This is a genomic window from Nocardia africana NBRC 100379 (assembly GCF_001612635.1).
Classification (GTDB): Bacteria; Actinomycetota; Actinomycetes; order Mycobacteriales; family Mycobacteriaceae; genus Nocardia; species Nocardia africana.
This window is the reverse complement of the sequence record NZ_BDAV01000001.1, coordinates 44,300-62,790: the sequence shown is the minus strand read 5'-3', so window position 1 is coordinate 62,790 and position 18,491 is coordinate 44,300. Positions and strand designations below refer to the sequence as shown.

At 68.4% G+C, this 18,491-nt stretch carries 14 protein-coding genes; 5 read left to right on the top strand and 9 right to left on the bottom strand.

Annotated elements, in window-relative coordinates; translation table 11 throughout:
• Positions 1-5 precede the first annotated feature (5 nt).
• From NA3_RS00295 to NA3_RS00280, 4 genes are read right to left on the bottom strand one after another with little or no spacing between them, the layout of a single operon-like run.
• Positions 6-2,024 (bottom strand): 5-oxoprolinase/urea amidolyase family protein, encoded by a 2,019-nt coding sequence (locus NA3_RS00295; protein WP_084490766.1) that lies wholly within the window; start codon positions 2,022-2,024, stop codon positions 6-8.
• Positions 2,021-2,641, bottom strand: coding sequence for an urea amidolyase associated protein UAAP2 (locus NA3_RS00290; protein ID WP_062961585.1), 621 nt, complete (start codon positions 2,639-2,641; stop codon positions 2,021-2,023). Before NA3_RS00290 ends, NA3_RS00295 begins: the two co-directional genes overlap by 4 nt.
• On the bottom strand, positions 2,638-3,390 hold the full coding sequence (locus tag NA3_RS00285) for a DUF1989 domain-containing protein (protein WP_062961584.1): 753 nt from the start codon (positions 3,388-3,390) through the stop codon (positions 2,638-2,640). Before NA3_RS00285 ends, NA3_RS00290 begins: the two co-directional genes overlap by 4 nt.
• Before the next feature lie 33 nt (positions 3,391-3,423).
• Positions 3,424-4,947, bottom strand: coding sequence for an amino acid permease (locus NA3_RS00280; protein ID WP_062961583.1), 1,524 nt, complete (start codon positions 4,945-4,947; stop codon positions 3,424-3,426).
• A gap of 217 nt (positions 4,948-5,164) precedes the next feature.
• Between NA3_RS00280 and NA3_RS00275 the strand changes: the two genes are divergently transcribed.
• Positions 5,165-5,833 (top strand): TetR/AcrR family transcriptional regulator, encoded by a 669-nt coding sequence (locus tag NA3_RS00275; RefSeq protein ID WP_062961582.1) that lies wholly within the window; start codon positions 5,165-5,167, stop codon positions 5,831-5,833.
• 5 nt (positions 5,834-5,838) lie between these two features.
• Here NA3_RS00275 and NA3_RS00270 read toward each other — a convergent pair whose 3' ends face one another.
• Positions 5,839-6,492, bottom strand: a complete 654-nt coding sequence (locus NA3_RS00270; RefSeq protein WP_227995491.1) for an HNH endonuclease family protein — start codon at positions 6,490-6,492, stop codon at positions 5,839-5,841.
• Positions 6,493-6,816: 324 nt separating this feature from the next.
• Here NA3_RS00270 and NA3_RS00265 point away from each other — a divergent pair, with 324 nt between their 5' ends.
• From NA3_RS00265 to NA3_RS00255, 3 genes are read left to right on the top strand one after another with little or no spacing between them, the layout of a single operon-like run.
• Positions 6,817-9,675 (top strand): DEAD/DEAH box helicase, encoded by a 2,859-nt coding sequence (locus NA3_RS00265; protein ID WP_174561032.1) that lies wholly within the window; start codon positions 6,817-6,819, stop codon positions 9,673-9,675.
• Positions 9,672-10,460 (top strand): SWIM zinc finger family protein, encoded by a 789-nt coding sequence (locus NA3_RS00260; protein ID WP_062961579.1) that lies wholly within the window; start codon positions 9,672-9,674, stop codon positions 10,458-10,460. The genes NA3_RS00265 and NA3_RS00260 overlap by 4 nt, the downstream gene beginning before the upstream one ends.
• A 15-nt stretch (positions 10,461-10,475) precedes the next feature.
• Entirely contained in the window at positions 10,476-11,249 is a 774-nt protein-coding gene (locus tag NA3_RS00255; RefSeq protein WP_062961578.1) for a helical backbone metal receptor, read from the top strand.
• Here the strand turns inward: NA3_RS00255 and NA3_RS00250 are convergent.
• Positions 11,222-12,736: a flavin-containing monooxygenase gene (locus NA3_RS00250; protein WP_062961577.1), complete on the bottom strand. Its 1,515-nt coding sequence runs from the start codon at positions 12,734-12,736 to the stop codon at positions 11,222-11,224. The two genes, NA3_RS00255 and NA3_RS00250, sit on opposite strands and share 28 nt — an antisense overlap.
• 95 nt (positions 12,737-12,831) lie before the next feature.
• Positions 12,832-13,461: a TetR/AcrR family transcriptional regulator gene (locus NA3_RS00245; protein ID WP_062961576.1), complete on the bottom strand. Its 630-nt coding sequence runs from the start codon at positions 13,459-13,461 to the stop codon at positions 12,832-12,834.
• Between the two features lie 103 nt (positions 13,462-13,564).
• Between NA3_RS00245 and NA3_RS00240 the strand changes: the two genes are divergently transcribed.
• The gene (locus NA3_RS00240) at positions 13,565-13,969 is read left to right on the top strand and encodes a Dabb family protein (RefSeq protein ID WP_062961575.1); all 405 of its coding nucleotides are present in this window, start codon (positions 13,565-13,567) and stop codon (positions 13,967-13,969) included.
• A 63-nt stretch (positions 13,970-14,032) separates the two neighbouring features.
• Here the strand turns inward: NA3_RS00240 and NA3_RS00235 are convergent, their stop codons facing one another.
• Together NA3_RS00235 and icmF are read right to left on the bottom strand one after the other, a co-directional pair.
• Positions 14,033-15,118, bottom strand: coding sequence for an amidohydrolase family protein (locus NA3_RS00235; RefSeq protein ID WP_062961574.1), 1,086 nt, complete (start codon positions 15,116-15,118; stop codon positions 14,033-14,035).
• Between the two features lie 84 nt (positions 15,119-15,202).
• A complete protein-coding gene (icmF, locus tag NA3_RS00230; RefSeq protein ID WP_062961778.1) occupies positions 15,203-18,472 on the bottom strand; it encodes a fused isobutyryl-CoA mutase/GTPase IcmF in 3,270 nt (1,089 codons plus the stop codon).
• Between the last annotated feature and the right edge of the window lie 19 nt (positions 18,473-18,491).

The following is an 18,491-nucleotide window of genomic DNA, read 5'->3' as shown; positions in this document are numbered from 1 at the left end:
ACTCCTCACCCTCGTTCGTGCAACTCGCCCGCTGCCTGCCACGAATCACGCTCGGCGGCAAACGCTTCCGCCTGCACGGCGCGGAAGTCGGCGATGGATTCGGCGTTGGCGGACAGGAAGTCGCGATATTCGGCGAGGCGGAATTCGCCCTCCTCCGCCCGCAGTGCGCCACGACCCCGGGCGACGTCGGCCCGCAGGTCCAGTAGTTCCTCCGCGGAGACCGGATACCAGCGGATGCGGTCGAAATATCGCAGCAGCCAGGGATCCTCGGCATCGCCGGTCGAGCTGTGGTTCCACACCTGCGTGGTACGGCCGACGAATTGATATCCGCCGGGGCCCTCCATGCCGTAGATGCACAGATAGGCGCCACCGATGCCGACCGCGTTCTCCGGCGTCCAGGTGCGGGCCGGATTGTATTTGGTGGTGACCAGACGATGGCGCGGATCGGTCGGGGTCGCGACCGGTGCGCCGAGGTACACGTCACCGAGGCCGAGCACGAGGTACTCGGCGGCGAAGACGGTATCGAAAACATCTGCCACCGTGGACAATCCGTTCATCCGGCGAATGAACTCGATATTCCACGGGCACCACGGCGCATCGGCCCGCACGCCGTGCATATAGCGGGTGATGGCCTCGCGCGTGGCCGGATCGTCCCACGACAGCGGGAGGTGCACCGTCCGGCTCGGCACCACCAGTTCCGCCGCCGGGGGCAGCGCGGATTCGGCCTCGCGCAGCAGTCGCAACAGTTTCGGCACGGCCAGCCGGTCCGGATCGAAACGCACCTGCAGCGAACGGATTCCGGGCGTGAGTTCGGTGATCGCCGGCTCGGCGTATTCGAGCAGATGCCGGTGCAGGGCGTGAACTCGGGCGCGCAGACCGAGATCCAGTGTCATATCACCGTATTCGACGAGGACGCCGTCGTCGCCCGCGCGGCGATAGGTGACGGCGGTGGTGTCGTCGGCGTCGGCGCGGCCCAGGATGCCGTCGTCGCGGTCACCGCCGTCGGACAGCACGATCGGCCAGTCGGCGCGCCGGGCCGGACCCAGGGCGCGGATCGAGGCGGCGCGGTCGGCGCGCACCGGGACGAAGCGCACGGTGTCACCGGGGCAGAGCTGGCCGAGTTTCCAGCGCTCCGCCGCGACGACCGTGACGGGACAGACGAACCCGCCGAGGCTGGGGCCGTCCGGACCCAGCAGGATCGGCGTATCGCCGGTGAAGTCCAGGGCGCCGACCGAATATGCGGTGTCGTGGATGTTCGAGGGGTGCAGTCCGGCCTCGCCGCCGTCGCTGCGCGCCCAGTGCGGTTTCGGGCCGATCAGCCGCACCCCGGTCCGATCGGAGTTGAAGTGCACCTCGTAGTCGGTGCCGAGGATGGTGTCGATATCGGCCCGAGTGAAGAACTCCGGTGCGCCGTGCGGACCCTCGGTGACCGCGAGTTCCCATCGCCGGGTCAGCACCGGCTGCTCGGCCATCGGCACCCCGGAGCCGATGGCGCCGGTCGCCTCGCCCAGGGGTAACCGGTCACCGGCGCGAAGGGCGGCGCCGGTCCCGCCGCCGAACCTGCCGAGCGTGAAAGTGGCTGTGCTGCCGAGGTATTCGGGAAGGTCCAGACCGCCCGCGAACAAGACGTAGGTCCGCATACCCGGTCCCCGCACGGCGCCGACCTCCAGCGTGCCGTCCGCCGGGACCTCGACGGTGCGCCACTGGCGGACGCGCTCACCGTCGACGGTCACCGTCGCGGGGGCGCCGGTCACGCACACCCGGGTCGCGGTGCGGAATCGCAGTGCCGGCCCGGCGAGGGTGCATTCGAGTCCGGCCGCGCCCTCGTCGTTGCCCAGCGCGCGGTTGCCGAGCCGGAACGACAGATCGTCCATCGGCCCCGACGGCGGGACGCCGACGTGCCAGTAGCCGACGCGGCCCGGCCAATCCTGCACGGTGGTCAGCATTCCCGGCCGCACCACCTCGATGTCGGCGCCGGATTCCAGAGTTGTTGTGCCGGTGTCGATGTCGGTTGCCGTCGTCATCGCGTCACCACCATGCGGACCGGCGTCGGATCGAATCCGTTGCACGGGTTGTTGATCTGCGGGCAGTTCGAGATCAGGACGAGGGTGTCGATCTCGGCGCGCAGCGTCACCGACTTACCCGGGGCGGAGAGCCCGTCGACGATGCCGAGGGTGCCGTCGGCCTCGACCGGAACATTCATGAACCAGTTGATGTTCGAGACCAGATCGCGTTTGCCGAGCCCCCATCGCAACGCCTCGGTGAGGAAGTTCTCCACGCAGGCGTGCTGATTGCGGGTGTGGTGGCCGTAGCGCAGGGTATTGGATTCCTGCGAGCACGCGCCGGCGATGGTGTCGTGGTTGCCGACCTCGTCGGCGACCACGGTCATCAGTGCCGTCCCCGATTCGGCGCGGAGCACGCTGCCGGTGGTCAGGAAGATATTGCGCTGGGCCGCGACCGTCGCCTGGGCGCTGTAGCGGTCGGCGTGATCGGCGGCCGAATAGAGCAGGCAGTCCACCGCCTGATTGCCGTACAGGTCGATGATCTGCCACTGCTGACCCGCCCGGACCACGGTCGACCACGGTGCGCAGGCGGCGACGGTCTCGTCCAGGACGACGGTGCGTTGGGTAACGGTGGTCATGCGATCGCCTCCGGATCGTGTGCGGCCAGCCAGGCCTGTTCGGTGTTCTCCACGGCCCGGCGATATTCCGGTTCGGCCTCGTCTGCGCCGTCCGGCTCGCCCGCGCCGCGCCAGGCGACGACGTCCAGCGCCGTGGCGGGCCGGTCGTCGAGCGGATGCCTGCCGTTGGCGATCAGGGCGGTCAGTGGCAGGTGGATCAGCAATTCGACCCAGCGGCCCGGACCGGCGCTGCCGGTGGCGGTGAGGGTGCCGTCCGCGCCGACCCGCACACCGCGGAACAGCGCGATCGAGGGGCCGATATCGCGCGGTGTGAGACCGTGTTTCGCCCCCGCGACCCGCATCATCTGTCGTACCTCGGGGGTCGGCCCGCACAGCGTGTCGTGTCGGCCGGACGTGTCGGCGACGATCGTGGCGAGGACGCGACCCTGATCCGACAGCAGCGGATGGCCCGGGCTCGGGTAGGCCTGCCACGGCACCTTGATCGTGTCGGCGACGTTCAGCCGTTCCCAGGGCGCCTCGGCCCGCAGGAGCAGCAGGTGCGCGCCGGCCGCGCCGTCCGGATCGGCCAGCCGGAGCCGGGTGCCGCGGGCGAGCACCGCGGTGGTGTAGCCGTTGCCCGGAACCCGTTGGGCGAAGGTCACTGTCGCGGGATCGAGGCCGTCCGGCAGGTCGGGGCCGGTGACGGTCGCGGCCGCGGCTTGCGCTCGCGCGTGGTCGCGGGCGCCGACGGTGGAGGCGGTTGCGGACATGATGTCTCCTCGCAGAGTCGGATGGAATGTCGCTCAGGCGGGTTGCGGCGCGGGCCGGGCTTCGGCCGTCGCAGCACGGGGTGTGACGATGCGGTGCACCACCGCGCCCACCGCGACGGTCAGGAGCAGGAACAGCGGTGCGGCCCAGAGCATCCACCAGGCGCCGCCGGCGGGCGTGTACACCTGCGCGCGGGGCCAGGCCAAATTCACCGCCATCGCGATGCCCCACAGCACCGCCGCGACGTTCACCGCGATGCCGTAGCGGCCCAGCGAGAACAGGCCGGGTTCGGCCGGAGGCAGCCCGCGCAGCCGCCGGACCAGCAGCGGTACGGTGACCAGCAGATACGCCACGTACAGCGTCACGATGCAGACACTGGCCAGCGTCGCGAACAGCGCGGCGTTGCCGAGGTTCACCACGAGCAGCGCCACGGCGAGCACGCCGATGATCACCGCGGGCAGGATCGGGGTGCCGAAGCGCGGGTGCACGGTGGCCAGCCGGGACGCGAACGGCAGACGGCCGTCGCGGGCCATCGAGAAGATCAGTCGCGACCCCGCGGTCTGAATGGCCAAGGTGCACACCGTGATCGCCACCGCGACACAGCAGAGCAGTACGGTGCCGGCCGGACTGTCCAGTTTGGCGGTGATCACGTAGGCCAGTCCGTCGGTGGCCAGGTGACCGTCGCTGATGCTCGGCGCGGCCATCAACGCGCCCAGCAGGAGCAGGCCGCCGCCGAGAGCGGAGGCGGCGAGCGCCAGCAGGATGGTGCGCGGCGCGACCCGGCGCGGATTCTTCGTTTCCTCGGAAAGCTCTCCGGCGGAATCGAATCCGACCATCACATAGGCGGCCATCAAACCCGAGACCAGAAACGCCGCCCAGTACGGTCCGGGCGCCGCCTGGTCGGTCTGCAGGACCACATCGGCGCCGCGTTCGGTATGGGTGAAGAACAGGGCGATGACGGCGAGCACGCCCACGATTTCGACGGTGACGCCGATCGAATTGATGCGGGCCATCAGATCGATGCCGATCACATTGATCACCGTGGTGATCACCAGCAGCACGCTGCCCAGCAGAACCGCGTTCGCCGCGCCGTCGGTGGACGTGAGAGCGGTATCGGTGCCGACCAGCTGGAATCCGCTCCAGATCGAGGGCAGGACCACCTGGAGCGCGATGGCGGCCGCGGCGGCGGTGACGATCTGCGCGATGATCATCATCCAGCCCGCGAACCAGCCGACCATCTCACCGGCGAGCCGGCGCGACCACTGGTAGATGCAGCCCGAAATGGGATAGCGCGCGGCGAGTTCGGCGAAATTCAGGGCGACGAGGAACTGGCCGGCGAACACGATCGGCCAGGTCCAGAAGAACGCGCCGCCGCCGAATCCGTAACCGAATCCGAAGAATTGGAAGATGGTGGTGAGGATCGAGACGAAGGAGAATCCCGCGGCGAACGAGGCGTAACGGCCGAGTTTGCGATGCAGCACCGGCTGATATCCGAAGCGTTCGAGATCGGCGCTGTCACCGGTCGGGGATTGCGAGGGTGGATCGAGTGCGATGGCCATGGGCTGTCCTTCGGCGTCGCGGCCAATATCTATCAGGTGACAGTTTTGCGGGCCGGATCGCGCTTTCGGTGACGGCCGTGTATCGCTTGCGGTAACCCGCGTAACGTCTGCGTTGCCGTTATTTCTATCGAGTGACAGATATTTCACAACCGCAGGTGGGACGCCGTGCAGGGCGCGGTGCCGGTCTTCGCGGCCGTGGCGATGGCAGGATGAGACGGTGACACACCTGGGGCCGGGCCGTCCTCGCGTCGATCAGCGCAGTCGTCGCGGGCGGACGCCGCGCGCCGAGATCCTCGACGCCGCAGCGGAACTGTTCACGGCCAACGGGTACGGCAGCACGTCCACGCGCGGCATCGCCGACGCGGTCGGCATCCGGCAGGCGTCGCTCTATCACCACTTCGCCGCGAAGGACGACATCCTCGACGCGCTGCTCGCCGAAACCATCACCGGCCCATTGGAATTGGCCGAGCGATTGGGTGCCGAACCCGAGCCGGCGGCGGTCCGGCTGTACGCACTGGCCCGGGCCGACGTGCGCCAGCTGTGTGCGGCCAAATGGAATCTCGGCGCCCTGTATCTGCTGCCCGAACTGCGCAGCGACCGGTTCGCCGACTTCCGCGACCGCCGGGCCCGGTTGCGCCGCCACTACGAGGAACTGGCGGCGGCGGCGATCGAGGCCGCACCCGCCGGTGTCCCCGGCGCGCATGTCCTGCCCTTCCGGATGGTGGAAACGGTCATCAACATCCGCTCCGACGAGGGCACCGCGCCCGACTATGCGGAAACCACCATCCCCGACGCCGCGCTGCGCCTGCTCGGCGTCATCGACGACCCCGCTGTGCTGCGCGCCGCCGCCGAGCAACTACTCGAGCGACTCGACGCGGGCGAATAGTCGCCTCAGGGACAGTGCCGGGCGATCCGAGCCAGCGCGGTGTGGTCGGCTGCGGTGATCGGCAGCCGGTACTGCGCTGCCGTGGTGAGGTACTTCCCGGCGTAGAAGCAGTGATAGGCGCCGGCCGGTGGGAGCCAGTCGGCGGGAGTGCGATCGCCTTTGTCCATATTGGCCGGGCCGTCGACGGCCAGCAGGTTGAATTCGATGTCGTTGGCGAAGCGCACCCGCTGCTCGGGCGACCAGGCCGCCGCGCCCAGATCCCAGGCGGCGGCCAGCGGGTAGACGTGGTCGATCTGCACCTCCCGGGCCCGCGCCTTGTCGAAGGTGATCGAGCGGCCGGTGTACGGATCCCGCAGCGTGCCGGCGAGCACCACACAGTCGTGCGTACCGGGCCGGAATCGCACCTCGCGCAGCTGCCGGGCCAGCACTCCGTTGCGCGAATCACACCCGTCGTGCCCGCCCGGCCCGTCCTGATCATCGGACCACGCCGGCCCGAACACACAGCCGTGCCCCGCTCCGCAGTCCCGGTCGTATCCGCCCGGATGCGGCCGCCGCGCCACCACGGCCACCGCACCCAGCAACTGCTCGATCCGAGCCCGGCCCGGACTCCCCGGCGCGGGGTCGGGCCCGCCCACGATCCCGCACGCCGTCATCGCCATGACCACGATCACCACCGCTGCCCACCCCGCCCGACATCCCCACCGCATATCCCAGATCTACCTGCCGCGCCCGACAACTTCGGCGCCGAAAGACCTGTACGGGGTGCGTTCGTGCGATACGTCCGGATCGCGCGCCGCGGCGGCCGCACGATCGCTTCTGCCACGTCGGCTGCCACAGTCGCATCCCCGCCTCGGCCGTCTCGGTGGAGGATGCGCCGACACCGCGTGCAAGAGCATCCCTGCCGCTGTGCCGCCGCGCACACGGTCGCACCCCACCACCGGCCACGACCTGGCGTGTCGGTGCGGGCTGATTGGATGGAAGGCATGCTGCACGGTTTGTGGTCGCCGGGGTCGGGGTTGGTGCTGTGGCGCCTGCCCGGGTCCGCGACGCCACCGGAGCAGGACTCGTTCGGCGAGCTGCCCGATCCGCTGGGGACGATCGCCCGGTCGGCGCGGTTCCGGCATCGGGTGCGGGTGCTGGTCCCCGGCGCGGCCGGACCGGAAGTGATCGAGGTGCGTGGGCACGCCTTGGCGCCGGAGGTGGCCGCCCGGGTGCTCACCCAGGCGCTGCCCGAGACGGCGGTGGCGGCGGATCTGCGATTTCTCGCCCATGCGGCGCGGGGACTGCGGCGCTGGGTGCGGGCGGGGCGGATCGTGCCCGAACTGCATCGCGCCGACGGCGAGTGGTGGGTGCGGTGGCGGCTGGTCGGTGGCCGGCGGCAGCGGGCCTGGCTGGCCGAACTGGCCGCCGCGATGCCGCCCGCGCTACGGGTGCCGGATGCCCGGTCCGCGGCCTCGATCCTCGAGGATTTCGTCGCCGAACTCGCCGACCCGCTCGTCCGGCTCGAGCTGAGCGTCCGGGAACCGTCGCATCCGGTGACGGCCGCGCTGGTCGCGGAGGTTCCGCTGGAGTCGGGATCGCATCGGGTCGCCTCGGTGCTCGAGGAGTGGCGCGCGAGCCTCACCGTCGGCGAGCCCGAACTCGTGCTGCGCCTGCTCGAACCGGACGACGATCCCGACGACGATCCGCAGGCGGTCGACGCCCTGTGGCGGCTCGAAGTCTGCCTCCGATCCGAAGGTGAAGCGCCGCAACCGGTTCCGATCCAGGGCGATCCCGCGTCGATCCGGCTCGCCGGGGAGAAGGTGGCGGCCGCGCTGCAGGCCTACCCGCGGCTACAGCAGGTCCCGCGCGATCCGTACGGGATGGATTTCCTGCTCCCGACGCCGGTCGTGCAGGAGCTGGTCGCCCACGGCGCGCACGAATTGCGTTCGGCGGGTGTGCATCTGATGCTGCCGCGCGCGTGGCGCATCGTCTCGCCGAGTATGCGTTTGCGGGTACAGTCCCCGGCCGCCACCGAAACCGCGGTCGGACTCAGTGGGTTGGTCTCCTATCGCTGGGAACTGGCCCTGGGAGATACGGTCCTCACACCGGCGGAAATGAGCCGGCTCATCCAGGCCAAATCGGATCTGGTGCGGTTGCGCGGCCACTGGGTGCAGGCCGATCAGCGCAGCCTGGCCGCGGCGGCCGCCTATCTGGAGGGCAAGGTCGACGAACGCCCGGCGACACTGACTCAGCTGCTCGGGGAGATCGCGGCCACCCAGGTGCGCCAGGTCCCGATCGAGGAGGTCACCGCGACCGGCTGGGTCAAGGAACTGTTCGACGGTGTCCACGCCGGCGACCCGGTCGACCCGCCCGCCGGCCTGAAGGCGCAGCTGCGCCCCTACCAGCTGCGCGGACTGTCCTGGCTCGCGACGATGAACCGCCTCGGCTGCGGCGCCATCCTCGCCGACGATATGGGCCTCGGCAAGACGGTACAGGTGCTCGCCTTGCTCCTGCACGAGAACGAAAGCGCCGCAACGGATTCCGTCCCGGGTCCGACCCTGCTGGTGTGCCCGATGTCGGTGGTCGGCAACTGGCAGCGCGAAACCGAGCGTTTCGCCCCGGGCCTGCGGGTGCTGGTTCATCACGGCTCGTCGCGCCGCTCGGGCGCGGAATTCGATGCGGCCGTGGCCGATTCCGATCTGGTGCTGACCACCTATGCCCTGCTGGCGCGCGATGTGGAGGAGTTGAAGCGCCAGCCCTGGGAACGCGTCGTCCTCGACGAGGCCCAGCACATCAAGAACGCCGCCACCCGCCAGGCTCGCGCCGCCCGCGCGATCCCGGCCCGGCACCGGCTGGCGCTCACCGGAACTCCGGTGGAGAACAGGCTCGAGGAATTGCGGTCGATCCTCGATTTCGCCGCGCCGAACGTACTGGGCAAACCATCGGAATTCCACGCGCGCTTCGCGGTGCCGATCGAACGCGAACACGACGAGAACGCCGTCAGCCGCCTGCGCGCCGTCACCGCGCCGTTCGTGCTGCGCCGGGTGAAAACCGATCCCTCGGTCATCTCGGATCTGCCGGACAAGTTCGAGATGACGGTGCGCGCCAACCTCACGGTCGAGCAGGCCGCGCTGTATCAGGCCGTGGTCGACGACATGCTCGCGCAGCTGAAGGCCTCCCGGGCCACCGGTTCCAGCGCCGTGAACATGGCTCGCCGCGGTGCGGTCCTGGCGGCGCTCACCCGGCTGAAGCAGGTGTGCAACCATCCCGCGCACTTCCTCGGCGACGGGTCGGCGCTGCTGCGGCGGGGACGTCACCGCTCCGGAAAGCTGGCCCTGGTCGAGGATGTGCTGGAGTCGGTACTGGCCGAGGGGGAGCGGGCGCTGCTGTTCACCCAGTTCCGGGAGTTCGGCGATCTGATCACGCCGTACCTGAGCGAGCGGTTCGGCACGGCGATCCCGTTCCTGCACGGCGGTGTCGCCAAGAAGCGCCGCGACGGGATGGTGGAGCGCTTCGCCGAGGCCGACGGACCGCCGATCATGGTGTTGTCACTGAAGGCGGGCGGTACGGGCCTCAATCTCACCGCCGCCAATCACGTGGTGCACCTGGATCGCTGGTGGAATCCGGCGGTGGAGAACCAGGCCACCGACCGTGCCTTCCGCATCGGCCAGCGCCGCGATGTGCAGGTGCGCAAACTGGTCTGCGTCGACACCATCGAGGAGCGGATCGACGATATGCTCACCGGCAAACAGGAATTGGCGAATCTCACCGTCGGAACCGGGGAGAACTGGATCACCGAACTGAGTACCGACGAATTGCGTGATCTGTTCATGCTCGGTGCGGAGGCGGTCGGCGAATGAGTCCTACGCCCGATTTCCCGGTTCCCGATTTCAGTGCCTACGGGAAGCGCCGGCCGGTGCGCGGCGGCGTCCAACCTCGCAGCCGCCGTGGGTCTTTCGCGCGAACCTGGTGGGGCCGGGCCTTTCTGGAAGCCGTGGAGCAGGTCGCCGACGCCGGTCGGCTCTCGCGCGGGCGCACCTACGCGCGCTCCGGACAGGTCGTCAGCTACCACATCGAGCCCGGAGCGGTGGCCGCCGAGGTTCAGGGCAGTCAACCGCGGCCGTTCACCTCGGTGCTGACGCTGCGGGTGTTGCGTGACGACCGGCTCGACGAACTGATCGAGCAGGTCCGCGGCACCCCGGGCATGCTCGCCCAGCTCGCCTCCGGCGCCCTGCCGCAGGAACTGGGCCCGCTGTTGCTGCCCGGCACCGCCGCCGAACTCGACTTCTCCTGCACCTGCCCGGACGACGGCTGGCCGTGCAAACACGTCGCCGCGCTGTGCTACATCGTGGCCGAACGCCTCGACGAATCCCCGGACATCATGCTGACGCTGCGGGGTCTCGATCTCGACACCCTGATCCGCGGGGTGCAGGAGGACAGCGGTCCGACGATCTCCGACGACATCTACGGCGAGAACGTGGTCCTGCCCGACCTGCCGTCACCGCAGTTCCGTGCGGCGATCGAGGACCTCGATCCGATTCCCCTGCGGCAGGCGTTGCGGATGACCAGCGAGGACGAATCGGTCGCCGAGGCCGGTATGCGAGAACTGCGTGCCCTGTACCGTGCTCTCGAGAGCTCCGGCTAGCCATATGCTGGCCTGGTGCCCGAGGATCTCGTCGACGATCTGAATGCCGCGGTCGCGCTGCGGCGTCCGGTGCGCCGGGTGGTGTCGCTGGTGCCGTCGCTGACCGAGGCCATCGCGGTGAGCCGCCCGGAGTTGCTGCTCGCCGCCACCGACTGGTGCACCCATCCGCCGGGGCTGGCGGTGGAACGGGTGCGGGGGACGAAGAATCCGAATCTGCGCCGGATCGCCGAGTTGGCGCCGGATCTGGTGGTGTGCAACCAGGAGGAGAACCGCCGCCTCGATGTCGAGCGGCTACGGGATGCGGGAATTCCGGTGTGGGTCACCAGAATTCGCACCGTGGACGAGGCGTTCGCCTCGATGACGCGGCTGTTCGCGATCGCTCTGGGTGGTGCCGTGCCGTCCTGGCTGACCCGGGCCCGCGAGGTCTGGTCCGCACCCGCGCCGAACCCGCCGATCGATGCGGTGATCCCGATCTGGCGCAAGCCGTGGATGGTGGTCGGCCGCGATACGTTCACCGCGGACCTGGCCGGTCGGCTGGGGCTGAACCTGGTTCATGCCACGGGGTCCGAGCGCTATCCCACGGTGACGGACGCCGAACTGGTACGAGGCGTTCGGCTCGCGGTCCTGCCGGACGAGCCGTACGTCTTCACCGCGACCGACGGCCCGGAGGCGTTTCCGGGGATTCCGGTCGCCCTGGTGAGCGGCCGCGATCTCACCTGGTACGGCCCGTCATTGGTCGAGGCGCGCGAACGGCTGACCGCTCAGCTCGCCCGCGTGGTCGGCAGCTGAGCCGGGACCTGTTCGAAGGTGTAGTCGCGCAGATCGAAATGGTTGGCGCGCCAGGCCGCCTCGACGGTACTCATCGGTTTCAGCGGCACATCGCCGTGTTTGTCGAAGTAATAACTGTTGGAGACCGCGCAGCTGTCCTGCCAGAACACCTGTCCGCCGCGTCGTTCCAGCATCTCCCGGAAGTACCGCTCGTTGGCCGCCGCGGTGACCTCGATGCGGTCGGCGCGCCGACCGCGCGCATGCCGGAGCAGCCGCACGATGTGCTGGGTCTGCATCTCGATCAGCGTGAAATACGACGCGCCGTTGTATCCGTAGGGCCCGATGATCGAGAAGAAGTTGGGAAAGCCCGGCACGCTGACACCCTCGTAGGCCTGCAGGCGGTTCTCGTCCCACCACTTCTCGAGGTCACGGCCACCGACACCGGTCATGGCGAAGGTCGGCATATTGCCCGATTCCATGACCTTGAAGCCGGTTGCAAGAATCAGCACGTCGGCCGGGTGTTCGGTTCCGGTCGCCGTGCGCACGCCCGTGGGGGTGATCTCGGCGATCGGATCGGTTTCCAGCGTCACATTGTCGCGATTGAAGGTCGGCAGGTAATCGTTGGAGAAGCCGGGCCGCTTACATCCGAGCGCATACCGCGGCGTCAGTTTGTCCCGGATCGCCGGGTCGTGCACCTGGCGCCGCAGATGGGCCAGCCCGGAGCGCTCGCCGAGTTTGGCCAGGGGCAGATTCGAATAGTAGTGCGCCGACAACGGGAAGGTCAGTTCGACGAACGCCTGGCTGACCAGGCGCGAAATCGCCTGTCCGCCGGGCAGATACCGCAACGCCCAGCGGGCGGGCGCGGGCAGCGTGGCGTCCGGCCGGGGCAGGCACCAGATCGGCGTGCGCTGGAAGACCGTCAGCTGGGCGACCTCCGGGGCGATCGAGGGAATGACCTGCACCGCGGAGGCCCCGGTCCCGATGATCGCCACGCGCTTACCGCGCAGGTCCCGGTCGTGGTCCCAGCGCGAGGTGTGCATGGTGATGCCCGAAAACGATTCCACGCCAGGGATATCCGGTAGTTTCGGCCGGGTCAGCACTCCGGTCGCGCCGATGACGTAGCGCGCGGTCACGCTCTCACCGTCGCTGGTGCGCAGCGTCCACACCGAGGCGTCCTCGTCGAATTTCGCGGCGGCGATCGTGGTGCCGAACCGGATGCGTGGTCGTAACCCGTATTTGTCCACGCAGTGTTCGGCGTAGTCCTTCAGTTCGTGGCCGGGTGCGTAGATGCGCGACCAGCGCGAACTCTGCTCGAACGAATACTGATAACTGAACGAGGGAATGTCCACGGCGATGCCGGGGTAGGTGTTCCAATGCCAGGTGCCGCCCACGCCGTCGGCGTCGTCGACGAGCAGGAAGTCCCGGAAGCCGGCCTTCCGTAACGCGATGGCCACCCCGATACCGGAAAATCCGGCGCCGACGATGATCACTTCGTGGTCGATGGCCATGACTGCTCCCATGCCGTCCTCGGCCAGGGCACCTGACTGGCCGCACCTGCCACCAATTAACCGTGCGGTGGCCGGGATGTCAACGGCCGGCCGGATCAGGCCGGGCCGTAGGCCCGCAGGAAGGCGTCGGCGGCGCCGTCGGCGATCTCGTCCAATTCCGCCGGTTCCACTGTGCGGGTGCCGAGCCGGGACCGAGCCTCGAGCGGTCCTGTCAGGAGAGCGAGGAAATGTTCGGCGGCGAGTTCGGGATCGCATCGGCGCAGCCCGCCCGAGAGCGCGAGCCGCGCGAACCGGTCGGCCAGGGTCTGAGCGAGCCGTAGCGAGGTGCGCTCCTGCACGGTCAGTACCAGGTCGGGAAAGGTGCCGAGTTCGGCATAGGCCAACGCGCGCAACGCATGCGACCGCGGTCCGGCGCAGATGTGCACCAGCTCGCGCGCGGTGGCGGTGAGTGCCGGACCCGGGTCGCCGTCGACGGCCCGCAATGCCTCCGTGGCGACGAGACATTGCGCGCCGACCTGGTCGGCGGCCGCCTCGACCGTACTGCGGAACAGCGTCTCTTTATCGCTGAGGTGGTTGTAGACGGTGGGTTTGGCGACCCCCGCCTCGTCCGCGATCTCCTGAACACAGGCACGGCCGTAACCGCGCCGGGCGAAGACGTCGAATGCGACGTCCAGGATCGCCTGGCGCTTGTCGATGCGTCCCCGCGCGGCCGGTGCCTTCGTCACCTTCGCATCGTACGTCCAATCCGATGAACTTCTCGGTCAGCTCTTGTGGACTGACTATATAGTTCATTAGATTGAACTCATCGGTTCAAACGAAGAGGTACGAATGATCATCCACACGCTGCGCTTCGCCTTCCGGCCCGAAACGTCCGAGGCGGACAAGGAACGGGTCTTGGCAGCCATCCGCCGCACGGCTTCGGTCGAATCGGTGTCGTTCTCGGCCGTCGGCCAGGCCGTGCTGAACGACCCCGACGACGGCTACACCCACGCCTACTACTTCGGCATCGAGGATCTGGCGGCGCTCGAGCGGTACATGCACGACCCGGTCCACCTGGCCGGTGATCCGGAGATCATTCCGCACTTCGCGAAGCTGCATATCGGCCCCGACGTGTCCGACGACCCGGACCCGGAGTTGAGCGCGAAGATCTCGGCAATCAACGACCGCAAACTCGCCATGTACCCGGAATGGAAGGAACTGATGGCGACGATCCCGGAACTGCGCTTCGGCTGAGACCACTGCCGCTGCTGAGCACGAAATTTCCTGGGAGACAGCGCAAGTGGTGAGCCGTGCGCCTCAGGCGAGCAGTTCCGCGTCGATGCCGTAGGTGCGCTGGGCGTTCGTGCGGAAGACCTGCTCGAGTTCCTCGGCGCTGCCGCCGCGGTCGGCCAGGACCTCGATCACCGCCTGCGCGCTGTTGGCGATACTCGTAATCGGTTTGTCCACAGGGTAATTCGAACCCCAGATGAGCCGCTGGGCGCCGAAGACGTCGAAGGCGTGGTGCAACAGCGGCGCGGTGCGGTCCAGCAGCTCGGAGACGGGGGTCGGAAGGCCCCGCATCGGCACCGGATGGCCGAGGATCGGCATGGCCAGCCCGCTGACCTTCGCCATCACATTGGGATGTGTTGCGAGAGTGGCGATATCGTCGCGCCACTGCACGAACAGTTCGCGGCGCCGGCCCGGCTGGGTGCCGGTGTTCTTGCCGACCGGGCCGAAGATCCCGGCGGGCGTGCCGAGATGGTTGAGCACGATGGTCACCTCGGGATAGCGCCGGGCCAGCGCGGTGACCTGCGGAATCTGATGCGAGTAGACCCACGCCTCGAACGACAGACCGCGTTCGGCCAGGACCGCGAAGCCGTCGAGGAAGGCCGAATCGGTCAGTGCGCCCTCGGCCCGGCAGAACGACCGCACCCCGGGATCCGGATGGTGGGCGACCATGGTGCGGATACCGCGGAACAGCGGTGACGCGGACTGATGCTTGTCGATGAGCTCGGCGAATCCGGGCGCCGCCGGATCTCCGCTGCCGATGATCGCGCCCAGGGCCGGGGTATCCACACCGAACGGCAGGCTGGCCACCCACCGCGTTTCGTCGGCCTTGGCGTCCGGGGCGCGTCCTGCCCATTCCACCTCGATGTGCACCAGCGCCTCCACCGGCACCGCGCCCAGGTCCTCCCGGTAATCCGCGGGCAGATACGGCCGCAGATACGCATCGGGAGTGCCGACGAAATCGCGGTCGCGCTTGGGAGCCAGCCGTGCGGCCTTGTCGACCGGCACGGGCACGAACCGGAACAGTTTCGCCAGCATGCTGAAATCCCGCGGGGTGTTCAGCGGATCCCACTGATGGATGTGCGCATCCACAACGCTGATACCGGCGAGGTCCATGGCGCCCTTCCGTCGCGTTCGACTGTCCGCTCTCCGGCATTGTCACACGCCCGCACACACCGGCGGGTCACATCCGAACCCTTGTCACACATTGCGGCGGTATTGCCCGCCGACGGTGAAGAAACAGTCGGTGATCTGCTGCAGAGTGCAGACTCGCGCGGCGTCCATCAGCACGTCGAAGACGTTGTCGTCGCTGCGCGCGGCGGCCTCGAGCCGGGCCAGGGCCGCCTGCGCCGGCTCGCGATGCGCGGTGACGAATTCCTCGGTGCGCCGCAGCTGCGATTGTTTCTCGGCCTCGGTGCCGCGGGCCAGTTCCAGCACCTGATGGGTCTCCCCGTTCGGATTGCGGAACGTATTCACCCCGATGATGGGCAGCGTGCCGTCGTGTTTGCGGTGTTCGTAGCGCATCGATTCGTCCTGGATGCGCCCGCGCTGATATCCGGTCTCCATCGCGCCCAGGACCCCGCCGCGTTCGCTGATCCGCTCGAATTCGGCGAGCACCGCCTCCTCCACCAGATCGGTCAGCTCGTCGATGACGAAACTGCCCTGCAGCGGATTCTCGTTCATCGCGAGGCCCCATTCCTTGTTGATGATCAACTGGATGGCCAGGGCGCGCCGCACCGATTCCTCGGTGGGGGTGGTCACCGCCTCGTCGTAGGCATTGGTGTGCAGGCTGTTGCAGTTGTCGTAGATGGCGATCAACGCCTGCAGGGTGGTGCGGATATCGTTGAAGTTCATTTCCTGGGCGTGCAGCGAACGCCCTGAGGTCTGAATGTGGTATTTCAACTTCTGCGAGCGGTCGTTGGCGCCGTATTTGTCGCGCATCGCGATCGCCCAGATCCGCCGGGCCACCCGCCCGATCACCGAATACTCCGGGTCCATGCCGTTGGAGAAGAAGAACGACAGATTCGGCGCGAAATCGTCGATCGCCATGCCGCGCGCGAGATAGGCCTCGACATAGGTGAATCCGTTGGCCAGGGTGAACGCCAGCTGACTGATCGGATTCGCGCCGGCCTCGGCGATGTGATAGCCGGAAATCGAGACCGAGTAGAAGTTCCGCACGCTGTTGCGGACGAACCATTCCTGGATATCGGCCATCATGCGCAGGCTGAATTCGGTGGAGAAGATGCAGGTGTTCTGCCCCTGATCCTCCTTGAGAATATCGGCCTGTACGGTGCCGCGCACCGTGGCGAGGGTGCGGGCGCGGATGCCGGCGGCCTCGTCGCCGCTCGGCTCGCGTCCGTTGTCCTCCCGAAACCGTTGCAGCGCTCGATCGATCGCGGTGTTGAGGAAGAAGGCCAGGATCGTCGGCGCCGGACCGTTGATCGTCATCGAGACCGAGGTGCTGGGTGCGCTCAGGTCGAAGCCGTCGTAGAGGGCCTTCATATCGTCGAGTGTGGCGATGGAAACGCCCGAGGTGCCGACCTTTCCGTAGATATCGGGACGCGGGGCGGGATCGTGACCGTAGAGCGTCACCGAGTCGAACGCGGTCGAGAGGCGTTTGGCCTCGGCATGTTCGGAGAGCACCTTGAATCGCCGGTTCGTGCGGAACGGATCGCCCTCACCGGCGAACATGCGGGCCGGATCCTCGTTGTCGCGCTTGAACGCGAACACGCCGCCGGTGAACGGGAACCGCCCCGGCAGATTCTCCGACCGCAGAAAGCGCAGCAGCTCGCCGTGATCGGTGAAACGCGGTAGCGCCACGCGCGGTATCGAATTGTCCGACAACGTGGTTCGCCGCAGCGGTGTGTGAATCTCGCGGTCGCGCACGCGGACCACCTGTTCCTCGCCGCTGTACGACTCCACGGTGGCGGGCCAATCCCGCAGCAGCGCGGCCGATTCCGGGGTGAGATCCTCCTTCGCCCGCGCGAGCAATCCCGACACCGTTCGCCGCGTTGCCGAAAGATCTTCCGCCGCAGGGTTGTCGGTATCGGCCGCCTCCCCGGTCGCCCCCGCCTGCAGTTCCGCCAGCACCTGTTCGAAGCGCTGCACCCGCTGGGCCGCGACCACCTGGCGCCGGGTCTCGCCGTGGTAATCACGAACGGTCTCGGCGATCTCGGCCAGGTAGCGCACCCGTCCCGGCGGAATGATCTGCGCGAATCGGGTGGACGCGCGAGTGTCGACCCGCGGCAGCACCCCGGTCTCCAGCGGCAGGCCGCGCGCACCGAGCAGCCCGGTCAGATGCTGATAGAGCGCGGTCACCCCGTCGTCGTTGAACGTCGCCGCGCTGGTGCCGAATACCGGCATATCCCCCGGCGCCGACCCGAACGCCTCGCGGTTGCGCATCAGCTGGCGCGACACGTCGCGCAGCGCGTCCTCGGCGCCGCGGCGCTCGAACTTGTTGATCGCCACCACATCGGCGAAATCGAGCATGTCGATCTTCTCGAGCTGGGAGGCGGCGCCGAACTCCGGCGTCATCACATACATCGAGATGTCGACGTGGTCGATGATCGCGGCATCGCCCTGGCCGATACCCGGCGTCTCGAGGATTACCAAATCGAATCCGGCTGCCTTGCAGGCGAGAATCATCGCGTCGATATTGGTCGGCAATTCGTGCGCGCCGCGGGTGGCCAGCGACCGGAAATAGACGTGGTCGCTGTCGAGCGAGTTCATCCGGATGCGGTCGCCCAGCAGCGCGCCGCCGCCGCGGCGCCGGGTCGGGTCGACCGCGAGGATCGCCACCCGCAGTTTGTCCTGCTGATCGGTGCGCAACCGCCGCACGAGTTCGTCTGTGAGCGAGGACTTTCCGGAACCGCCGGTGCCGGTGATGCCGAGGACCGGCACGGTCCGACCGGCGGCCGCGGCCCGCAGTTCGTCCAGATCCGCGGCGGGCAGCGCATCGGCCTGCAGGCAGGTCATGGTGCGCGCCAGCGCATAGCGCTCACCCGCCAGCACCGCCTCGATGGCGGCCGGTTCGGTCGACAGGTCCACATCGCAGGCCCGGACGAGTTCGTTGATCATGCCGGGCAGGCCGAGTCGCTGGCCGTCCTCGGGGGAGAAGATGCGCACCCCCGCCGCCGCCAGCCGTTCGATCTCCTCCGCGACGATCACGCCGCCGCCCCCGCCGAAGATCTTGACGTGCCCCGCCCCGGCCTCCCGCAGCGCGGTCGCCAGATATTCGAAGTATTCGACGTGCCCGCCCTGATACGAACTGACGGCCACACCCTGGACGTCCTCGGTCAGCACCGCGTCGACCACCTCGTGGACCGCCCGATTGTGGCCTAGATGGATCACCTCGGCCCCCTGCGACTGCAGGATGCGCCGCATGATGTTGATCGCCGCGTCATGGCCGTCGAACAGGGCCGCGGAGGTCACGAAACGTACGGGATGGACCGGAACGTGCAGGTCGGCCATGTAATCCTCCACCAGAGGC